Genomic DNA, 9,369 nt, shown 5'->3' with positions numbered 1-9,369 from the left:
GCGGGACCACGGCCGTACGGTCCTCGGAGCCGGCCCGCTCCTCGGCGACGGCCTGCGGCGGCAGCGCGTCCAGAGCCGCGTCGGTGAGCTGCGCGCGGGCGTCCCGTACCGCCGACAGCAGCGCCACGGCGTCCGCCGGGCGCTCCTCCGGGCTGCGCGCGGCGGCCGCGGCGACCAGGTCGTCCAGCTGCGCGGGCAGCCCCGGGACGGCGGCGGACGGCGGCTCCACGTCCTCGTGCAGGTGCTGGTAGAGCACGTGCGCGGCGTGCTCGCCGGAGTGCGGCTTGGCGCCGGTGAGCATCTCGTAGAGCATCACGCCGCAGGCGTAGACGTCGACCCGGGGGTCGGCCCCCACCTGGCTGCTCCGCTCGATCTGCTCGGGCGCCAGGTACGACACGCTGCCGAGCACGGTGCCGGTGGAGGCGGTGGTGTTCGTGTTCACGGCGCGGACGAGCCCGAAGTCGGCGACCTTGACCCGGCCGTCGTCGCCGATGAGGACGTTCTCCGGCTTCATGTCGCGGTGGACGAAACCGGCCCGGTGCGCGGCGCCGAGCGCGGCGAGCACGGGCTCCAGGATGTCCAGCGCGGCGCGCGGCTGCAGGGCGCCGCGGTCGTTCAGCACGTCGCGCAGGGTGCAGCCGGGGACGTACTCCATGGCCAGGAAGACGTGCCCGCCGTCGGTGCCCTGGTCGTAGACGCCCACGACGTTCGGGTGGGCGAGCCCGGCGACCGACTTGGCCTCCAGGATGAACCGCTGGACAAAGGAGGCGTCGGCGGCGAGGGAGGGGTGCATCACCTTGACGGCGAGCACCCTGTCGAGACGGGTGTCCAGGGCCCGGTAGACCGTGGCCATGCCGCCCGCGGCGATGCGCGCGTCGATGCGGTAGCGCCCGTCGAGCAGCTGCCCGACCATGGGGTCTCCCCACCCTCCCGGCGGATGGGGGGACGGGTCCAGAGTCGTGTCCACGCTGCGCAGTCTACGAGGTGAGGGACGCGTTCCCGTCACCGTTGTGCTGCAGTACGTTCCCGGTGGCGTGCCCGTCCCGGCGGCGCGCCACCGGGACAGGGTGCCGTACGGCGCCGGGCAGTTCAGGTGAACGCGGGCCGCTCCGGGTCGGGCTCCGGGGCCAGCCGCGCGACGCCGGCCTCCGGCGACGACGCGCGGGCGAAGTGCCGGCGCGGAATGCGCCCCGCGCGCGCGGCGAGCCGGCCCGCGGCGATCGCGTGCCGCATCGCCTCCGCCATCAGCACCGGCTCCTGCGCCCGCGTCACCGCGGACGCCAGCATCACCGCGTCGCAGCCCAGCTCCATCGCCTGCGCGGCGTCGGAGGCGGTGCCGGCGCCGGCGTCGAGGATGACGGGCACCTCGGCGGCCTCGGCGATGAGCTGGAAGTTGTGCGGGTTGCGGATGCCGAGGCCGGAGCCGATGGGGGAGCCCAGCGGCATCACGGCGGCGCAGCCGGCGTCCTGGAGCCTGCGGGCGAGCACGGGGTCGTCGTTGGTGTACGGGAGCACGGTGAAGCCGTCGTCGACGAGCGTCTCGGCGGCGGCCAGCAGCTCGACGGGGTCCGGCAGCAGGGTGCGCTCGTCGGCGATGACCTCCAGCTTCACCCAGTCCGTGCCGAGCGCCTCGCGGGCCAGCCGGGCGGTGAGGACGGCCTCGCCCGCGGTGTAGCAGCCGGCGGTGTTCGGCAGCACTCGGATGCCGTGGCGGCGCAGCACGTCGAGCACGGAGCCGTGCACGCCGGGGTCGATGCGGCGCATCGCCACGGTGGTCAGCTCGGTGCCCGAGGCGAGGAGGGCGCGCTCCATGGCGTCCAGGCTGCTCGCGCCGCCGGTGCCCATGATGAGGCGGGAGGTGAAGCGGACGCCGGCGATGGTCAGCGGGTCGGCGGCGGGGTCGGCGGAGGTGTGTGCGGAGGTGTCTGCGGCGGCGGGGCCGGAGACGGGGGCCGGTGCGGGGGCGGTACGGGTCACGGTGGGTCAGCCTCCCTGGACCGCGGTCAGTATCTCGACGCGGTCGCCGTCGTCGAGTGTGGTGGTGGGCCAGCTGCCGCGCGGTACGACGTCTTCGTTGACGGCCGCGGCGACGCCGCCGGGGGCGGTGGTGAGGGTGGCGACGAGGGCGTCGAGGGCGAGACCCGCGGCGACGCGGCGGGCGGTGCCGTTGACGGTGATGGCGACGGTGCCGGCGGTGGTCGGCGGGTCGGCGGCGGTGTCTGCGGTGGCGGTGGTTTCTGCGGTGGCAGTGGCGGTCCGGGTTTCGGTACGGGCCTGGTCGGCGTCGTCGGTCATGCGTGCTGCCCTTCGTGGTGCGGGGAGGTGCGCCCGAACCGGGTCGCCGCGAACGGGCGGGCGACGTCGGGGAGTTCGCCGCCGGTGAGCACGGCGGCGAGCGCGTCGCCGGTGACGGGGGTGAGGAGCACCCCGTTGCGGTGGTGGCCGGTGGCCAGGTGCAGGCCCGGCAGGGCGGTGGGGCCCAGCAGCGGCGCGTTGTCGGGGGAGCCGGGGCGCAGCCCGGCGCCGGTCTCCACCAGCGGCAGCTCGGTCAGCCCGGGCACCAGCTCGTGCGCGTCGCGCAGCAGCTCGTACACGCCGCCGGCGGTGACGGTGGTGTCCCAGCCCAGCTCCTCGCTGGTGGCGCCGACGACCAGCTCGCCGCTCTCCCGCGGCACCAGGTACACGCTGCCGCCGCGGACCACCGCCCGTACCGTACGGCCCAGGAAGGGCGTCCGGCCGGCGGGCATCCGCAGCCGCAGCACCTGCCCCTTCACCGGCCGGACCGGGGGCCGTACCGCCTCCGGCACGCCCGCCAGCCGGCCGCTGTGGCTGCCGGCGGCCAGCACCGTCTGCCCGGCGGCGACCCGTGTGCCGTCCGCCAGCTCCGCGCCCGCCGCCCGCTCGTCCGCGCCCGCGCCGGCCGTCCGCAGCCGTACCGCGAGGCTGCGGTGGAAGCCGACCCCGGCCCGCTCGCAGGCGGTGACCAGCGCCGCGGTCAGCAGCCGCGGGTCCGTCTGGTGGTCGCCGTCGACGCGCAGCCCGCCGCGCACCCCGGGCGCGAGCATCGGCTCCAGGCGGCGGCACTCGCTCCCGCTGAGCCACTCCGCCGCCAGCCCCAGCCGCAGCTGGAAGGCGTGCAGCTCGCGCAGCTGCGCGCGGTCGTCCGCGTCGAACGCGACGCTGAGCGCGCCGCAGCGGCGGTAGCCGATGTCCTGGCCCGACGCCTCGGCCAGCTCGGCCGCGAACGCCGGATAGCGCTCCGCGGCGGCCAGGTTGAGGGCCAGCAGCGCCTCCTCGCCGTAGTGCAGCTCGGTGACGGCGGCCAGCATCCCGGCCGCGACCTGCGCGGCGCCGCCGTCGGGCGCCGGGTCGGCCGCGGCGGCGGTCAGCCCGCGGCGGGCCGCCTGCCAGGCGGTCACCAGGCCGATGACGCCGCCGCCCACGACGAGGACGTCGTACGCGGCGTCCGCCGTGCGGGGCGCGGCGGACGGGCCGGGCGCGGGCGCCGGGGCGGCTGCCGCCGGGGGCGTCGCCGGGATCGCTGTCGGGGGTGTGTCGCGTTGCTGCATGGGCGCGTTCGCCCCTCCCTTCGCCGGCATGACCCGGATCAGGTTCGTACGGTCGGGGGCCGCCAGCCCCCCTCTCAGCCCGGTGCGCCGGGCTCCCGCGAGTTCTTCCGGCCACCCTAACGCCGCGGGCCCGGCGGTGGTAAGAGCGTCGCGGGCCGGCGGCCTGCGCGCGGGGCGCCACGGGCGCGGCATAGGGTGATCGGTGTGACCGACGCTGATCCGGACCCCAGCCCCGCCGGCGCGGCCGGCACCGTCGTCGTCGGCGCCGGCATGGCCGGCGTGCAGACCGCCGTGGCGCTGCGCGAGCAGGGCTACGGGGGCGCCGTCACCCTCGTCGGCGCCGAGCCGCACCGGCCGTACGACCGGCCGCCGCTGTCCAAGGCCGTGCTGCTGGGCAAGGCGGAGGGGTCGGCGTTCGAGGTGGACTTCGCGGAGCACGGCATCGGGCTGCGGCTGGGGCTGCACGTCGACCGGCTGGACACCGCGCGGCGGCTGCTGGTGACGGACGCCGGGCCCGTGCCGTACGAGAACCTGGTCCTCGCCACCGGCGCGGTGCCCGTGCCGCTGCCCGGCGCCCCGGCCGGCGGCGCGCCCGGCGTGTACCTGCTGCGCACCCTCGACGACGCGGCCCGGCTGCGCGGCGTGCTCGCGCGGCGCAGCCGGATCCTGGTGGTCGGCGCCGGCTGGATCGGCGCGGAGCTGACCACCGCGGCGCGCGAGCAGGGCTGCGAGGTGACGGTCGTGGAGGCGGCCGGGCACCCGCTGCCGGGGGCGCTGCCCGCCGAGGTCGCGGCGCCGATGGCCGGGTGGTACGAGGAGAGCGGTGCCCGGCTGCTGACGGGCCGCCGGGTGGAGCGCGTCGGGCACCGGGGCGAGGGCGGCCCGGTCGCGGTGGTCCTCGACGACGGCACGGAGCTGACCGCCGACGCCGTCGTCGTCGGCATCGGCGCCCGGCCGGCCACGGCCTGGCTCGCGGGCTCCGGCGTCGACCTGGGCGGCGACGGGGCGGTGCGGGCCGACGAGCGGCTGCGTACGAACGTGCCCGGCGTCTGGGCCGTCGGGGACTGCGCGTCGTTCCCGTCCGCGCGCTACGGCGAGCGGCTGCTCATCCACCACTGGGACAACGCCCTGCAGGGCCCGGCGACGGTCGCGGCCGACGTCGCCGGGGTGCCGGGCGCGGTGTACGACCCGGTGCCGTACTTCTGGTCCGAGCAGTTCGGCCGCTTCGTGCAGTACGTCGGCCACCACACGGCCGACGACGAGCTGCTGTGGCGCGGCGACCCGCACGGGTCGTCGTGGTCGGTGTGCTGGCTGCGCGCCGGCCGGCTCATCGCGCTGCTCGCCGTGGGCCGCCCGCGGGACCTCACCCAGGGGCGCAAGCTGATCCACGCCTCCGCCGCGCTGGACCGCGACCGGGCCGCCGACGCGGCCGTACCGCTGAAATCGGCCGCGCTGTAACCCGGCGGAATCCGCCCGGCGCGCCGTGCACGCCGCCGGAAGCCGCGCTCACGGGGGCTGTTCTGCGGTGATATGCCTCCCTTTGGCGCTGCCCTGTACCGACCGGCGGCCCGAGATGGCAGGCTGGGGGGCGTGACCGAGATTGATGCGAAGATCGATGCTCTCGTCCCCTCCTGGCTCACCCTTCCCGACGTCGCGGAGAACCTCGGCGTCGAGGTGACCCGCGTCCGGCAGCTGGTCAGGGAGGGCCAGCTGATCGCGGTGCGGCGGGGTGAGAACAACACCCTGCAGGTGCCCGCCGAGTTCATCGGCGAGGGAAAGGTCGTCAAGGGCCTCACCGGCACGCTGACGCTGCTCAAGGACGACGGCTTCAGCGACGAAGAGGCGCTGGAGTGGCTGTTCACGCCCGACCCCTCGCTCCCGGGGACTCCCGCGCAGGCGCTGCGCGAGAACCGCGGGACGGAGGTCAAGCGCAGGGCGCAGGCGCTGGCTGTGTAACCTCGCGGGGCCGGGCGCGCGCACGCGGGCCCGGCCCCGCGACCGTACGAGGGGGGAGCGCCGCATGACGGCCGGAACCGGTGCCCGCGCCACTGCCCGTGCCGCCGGCGATGCCCGCGCGCGGCTCGGCGCCGCGCAGCTGTACCTGTGCACCGACGCCCGTACCCGCCAGGGCGACCTGCCCGAGTTCCTCGACGCCGTGCTGGCCGCCGGCGTGGACATCGTCCAACTGCGCGACAAGGGCATGGAGGCGGGCGAGGAGCTGGCGCACCTGGAGGTGTTCGCCGACGCCTGCCGCCGCCACGGCCGGCTGCTCGCCGTCAACGACCGCGCCGACGTGGCGCACGCCGCCGGCGCCGACGTGCTGCACCTGGGCCAGGGCGACCTGCCGGTGCCCGCCGCCCGCGCGATCCTCGGCGACACGCCCGGCGACGTGCTGGTCGGCCGGTCCACCCACGCCGAGGCGGAGGCCCGGGCCGCGGCCGCGGAGCCCGGCGTCGACTACTTCTGCACCGGCCCGTGCTGGCCCACCCCCACCAAGGCCGGGCGGCCGGCGGCCGGCCTCGGCCTCGTCCGCTACGCCGCCGGGCTGGACACCGACCGCCCGTGGTTCGCCATCGGCGGAATCGACCTCGGAAATCTCGACGAGGTCCTGGCGGCGGGCGCCCGGCGCGTCGTCGTCGTGCGGGCGATCACCGCCGCGGAGGACCCCGGAGCTGCGGCGGGGGAGTTCGCACGGCGGCTGGGCGCTGCCCGGAACGGTGACGTCCGGTAGTCGCCTGGCCGGGTCGGGGTGTCTTGTAGGGGCCCGTAATTCGGCTGTCCGTCTTGGGTCCTGAGGTGACCGGCGGTTAACCTGCCGCGTATGGCCACCGGCATCGCTTCGACCAGGAATGATCGTGCAGTCACCGTCCGTGAGCTGCTCGCGTCCGGCAAGCAGTCGTTTTCTTTCGAGTTCGCCGCCCCGAAGACCGACAAAGGCGAGCGGACCCTCTGGAACGCCGTACGGCGCATCGAGGCCGTACAGCCGACCTTCGTCTCCGTGACCTACGGTGCCGGAGGCTCGTCCCGCGAGGGTACGGTCCGCGCCACCGAGCGCATCGCCACCGACACCACACTCACACCCGTGGCGCACCTCACCGCGGTCAACCACTCCATCGCCGAACTGCGCAACGTCATCGGCCAGTACGCGGGCGCGGGCATCCGCAACATGCTCGCCGTCCGGGGCGACCCCCCGGGCGATCCGATGGGGGAGTGGGTCGCGCACCCGCAGGGGGTGGCGTACGCCGCCGACCTGGTCCGGCTCATCAAGGAGTCGGGCGACTTCTGCGTCGGCGTCGCCGCCTTCCCCGAGATGCACCCGCGCTCCAGCAACTGGGACGCCGACATCCGGCACTTCGTCGACAAGTGCCGCGCGGGCGCCGACTACGCGATCACCCAGATGTTCTTCCACGTCGACGACTACCTGCGGCTGCGCGACCGGGTCGCCGCCGCCGGCTGCACGACGCCGATCATCCCGGAGATCATGCCGGTCACCCACGCCCGGCAGATCCAGCGGTTCGCCGAGCTGAGCGGGGCCACCTTCCCGCCGGCGCTCGCGGACCGGGTTCTCGCGGTCGAGGACGACCGCGCCGCGGTACGCTCCATTGGCATCGAGTACGCCACGGACATGTGCGAGCGCCTGCTGTCCGAAGGCATCCCCGGACTGCACTTCATTACGCTGAACCACTCCACGGCAACGCTGGAGATCTACCAGAACCTCGGGCTGCACCGGCGGTCCTGAGGGCAGGCACCACCAAGCGGGGGCGGAAGAGAGGCACGTTATGGGCGACCTGGCCTGGCTGGTGCTCTACGCCGCATTCGGGGTTGTCGCGCTGTGGCTGCTCTGGGAAGTGCTGATGCAGTACAAGGCCCCGCTGCGCTGGCGGGCGCTGGCCTTCGCCGGCTTCCTCTGCGTGGTGCTCGGCGTCCTCATGCCCTCGCGCGTCGTGATCGGGCTGGGCGCGGTGGTGTTCGCGATCGGGCAGTTCAAGGTCACGCTCTCGTACCGCAGCGGCTTCTCCCGCGGCTGGGCGGTGCGGAGGCGCGGGGCGCCCGAGGACGCCGAGGACGGGTACGACGACGGGTATGACGACGGGCAGGACGCAGCCGCGTACCCCGGGGAGCAGCGGTACGGCGAACCGGCGTACGACGGCCCGGCAGGGCCGCCGGAGCGCGCCGGCGGCTACCCGGGGTACGAGCCCGCGTCCGCGCCGTCCGCGCCCGCGGCGCAGGAGCAGACCGCCCAGTTCCCGGCCTACGACGACGAGCAGGCGCTGGCGGCGGCCGCCGCCCCCGCGCAGCAGCAGACGTACGCCGGCGGCTACGACGCGTACGGCACCGGGGCCGGCTACGACTCCGGCAGCTACGTGACCACCCCCTACGACAGCGCCGCCTACGACACCGGCGGGTACGCCACCGCCCCCTACGACAGCGCCGCCTACGACACCGGCAGCCACGCGACCACCTCCGGCTACGAGGCCGGCGGCTACGCCACGAACGGCACCGGGATGAACGGATACGGGCAGGACCAGCAGATATACCCGGATACCGGCGGCTACGGCACCGAGCACCAGTACGCCGGATACGACACGGCCGCCCCCGGCCCCGCCGGGTACGCGGACCCCTACGGCGGCGCGGAGTACGCCACGCCGGCCGCGCCCCCGCCGTACTACGACTCCACCCAGGGCGGCCACGAGCCGTACGACACCGGCGGCGGCTACCCCGCCTACGACCAGCAGCAGTACGCGCAGTACGCCGAGGGATACGACACCGGCCGGCAGCCGGCGTACGGCCAGGAGGACTACGGGACGCCGGCCGGGGGCGTCTGGATGCCGCAGCAGCGCGACGCGGACCCGCTGGCCGCCGAGGACCCGTACGCCCAGCAGCAGGGCTACCGGGACTACGAGCAGCAGTACCGCTACTAGGGCCTGTCGTCAATCTCGCGTCGTTCGCCCGCAGGGCGGGCGGCGCGGCGTCTGGTGCGTGCGATCGCAAGGCGGAGGGTCGACCGCATAGTGGGCCTATTCGGTCGATCCCGACAACGCAGCTGGGGGCACCGCCCACGCGCGCGCAGCGCGCAGTGGGGGAGTGCGTGCCAGGCGTCGCGCCGCAGACGGGAGATTGACGACAGGCCCTAGCACCCCGTACGGGACGCGGCGGGGCCACCGGCCGTCATCGGGAGCCGCGGAACTCCGCACCCTCCGTGATCAGCCCGGCGACCAGGGCCCCCGACATCCCCGCGTGCGCCAGCCCGCCGCCCGGGTGCGACCAGCCGCCGACCGCGTAGAGGCCCGGCACGCCGGTCGTGTTCGGCCGCGGCAGGTACGCGCCGCCGGCCCCGGCGAGCGCGGGCCCCATCACCGCGCCGCCCGGCGCCCCGGTCTCGGCGGCGGTGTCCGCGGGCGTACGCACCTCGCGCCACAGCACCCGCTCCGCGAGCCCCGGCACCGCGCGTTCTGCCGCCGCCACCATCCGGTCGGCGAACTCCTCCGCCGCCTTCTCCCCGCCGACCGCGCCCGCGCCGCCCGCCGTCCACGCCCCGGCCGGGAGCACGGCGGTCAGCGTCACCGCCTCGTGCTCCGCGTCCGGGCGCTGCGCGGGGTCGTCGGGGCGCAGCACGGCGACGGTCGGCACCGCGGGCGCGGGCTCTGCGCCGTCGAAGATCCAGGCCGGCTCACGGGCCGCCGCCGGGGAGTGCACGACCGTGCGGTGCACGGCGTCCCCGTCCCGCGCGCCGCGCAGCGCCAGGCACACGGTCGCCCGCGCGGGCACGGCCCGCGCCGCGCCCGGCGGCTCCTGCGCC

At 75.9% G+C, this 9,369-nt stretch carries 10 protein-coding genes and 1 riboswitch; of the genes, 5 read left to right on the top strand and 5 right to left on the bottom strand.

Annotated features, from left to right (window positions below; translation table 11 throughout):
* From ABD317_RS29025 to thiO, 4 genes are all read right to left on the bottom strand, one after another.
* Nucleotides 1-913 (bottom strand): protein kinase domain-containing protein (locus ABD317_RS29025; RefSeq protein WP_344293537.1); only part of this gene is annotated, 913 nt, incomplete at its 3' end.
* Nucleotides 914-1,089: 176 nt separating this feature from the next.
* Complete coding sequence (locus tag ABD317_RS29020; protein WP_344293533.1) at nt 1,090-1,977, bottom strand: thiazole synthase; 888 nt, start codon at nt 1,975-1,977, stop codon at nt 1,090-1,092.
* A gap of 6 nt (nt 1,978-1,983) precedes the next feature.
* Nucleotides 1,984-2,178, bottom strand: a complete 195-nt coding sequence (thiS, locus tag ABD317_RS29015; protein WP_344293535.1) for a sulfur carrier protein ThiS — start codon at nt 2,176-2,178, stop codon at nt 1,984-1,986.
* A 113-nt stretch (nt 2,179-2,291) separates the two neighbouring features.
* On the bottom strand, nt 2,292-3,569 hold the full coding sequence (gene thiO, locus ABD317_RS29010; protein ID WP_344293531.1) for a glycine oxidase ThiO: 1,278 nt from the start codon (nt 3,567-3,569) through the stop codon (nt 2,292-2,294).
* Nucleotides 3,568-3,678: riboswitch (TPP riboswitch) on the bottom strand. (Overlaps the previous gene by 2 nt.)
* Nucleotides 3,679-3,764: 86 nt before the next feature.
* Here thiO and ABD317_RS29005 point away from each other — a divergent pair.
* The 5 genes from ABD317_RS29005 to ABD317_RS28985 all read left to right on the top strand — a co-directional run bounded on the left by ABD317_RS29005 (nt 3,765) and on the right by ABD317_RS28985 (nt 8,491).
* Entirely contained in the window at nt 3,765-5,027 is a 1,263-nt protein-coding gene (locus ABD317_RS29005) for an NAD(P)/FAD-dependent oxidoreductase (RefSeq protein WP_344293529.1), read from the top strand.
* 132 nt (nt 5,028-5,159) lie between these two features.
* Nucleotides 5,160-5,525 carry an Rv2175c family DNA-binding protein gene (locus ABD317_RS29000; RefSeq protein WP_027753713.1) on the top strand — a complete coding sequence of 122 codons (366 nt, stop codon included), beginning with the start codon at nt 5,160-5,162 and terminating at the stop codon, nt 5,523-5,525.
* A gap of 64 nt (nt 5,526-5,589) precedes the next feature.
* The gene (gene thiE, locus ABD317_RS28995) at nt 5,590-6,300 is read left to right on the top strand and encodes a thiamine phosphate synthase (protein WP_344293527.1); all 711 of its coding nucleotides are present in this window, start codon (nt 5,590-5,592) and stop codon (nt 6,298-6,300) included.
* A gap of 90 nt (nt 6,301-6,390) precedes the next feature.
* The gene (gene metF / locus ABD317_RS28990; RefSeq protein WP_027753711.1) at nt 6,391-7,308 is read left to right on the top strand and encodes a methylenetetrahydrofolate reductase [NAD(P)H]; all 918 of its coding nucleotides are present in this window, start codon (nt 6,391-6,393) and stop codon (nt 7,306-7,308) included.
* A gap of 40 nt (nt 7,309-7,348) precedes the next feature.
* The gene (locus ABD317_RS28985; protein WP_344293525.1) at nt 7,349-8,491 is read left to right on the top strand and encodes a hypothetical protein; all 1,143 of its coding nucleotides are present in this window, start codon (nt 7,349-7,351) and stop codon (nt 8,489-8,491) included.
* A 247-nt stretch (nt 8,492-8,738) separates the two neighbouring features.
* Here the strand turns inward: ABD317_RS28985 and ABD317_RS28980 are convergent.
* The coding region (locus ABD317_RS28980) for a phytoene desaturase family protein (protein WP_486389023.1) at nt 8,739-9,369 on the bottom strand (631 nt) is incomplete at its 5' end.

Source organism: Streptomyces synnematoformans (assembly GCF_039531005.1).
In the GTDB taxonomy this organism is placed as follows: Bacteria; Actinomycetota; Actinomycetes; order Streptomycetales; family Streptomycetaceae; genus Streptomyces; species Streptomyces synnematoformans.
Note: the sequence above shows the minus strand (reverse complement) of the source record. Positions and strands in the feature narration are given on the sequence as shown.

Coding starts and splice junctions, on each gene's coding strand:
- ABD317_RS28985 (WP_344293525.1), top strand. CDS start 7,349: ATGGGCGACCTGGCCTGGCTGGTGCTCTACGCCGCATTCGGGGTTGTC.
- metF (WP_027753711.1), top strand. CDS start 6,391: ATGGCCACCGGCATCGCTTCGACCAGGAATGATCGTGCAGTCACCGTC.
- thiO (WP_344293531.1), bottom strand. CDS start 3,569: ATGCAGCAACGCGACACACCCCCGACAGCGATCCCGGCGACGCCCCCG.
- thiE (WP_344293527.1), top strand. CDS start 5,590: ATGACGGCCGGAACCGGTGCCCGCGCCACTGCCCGTGCCGCCGGCGAT.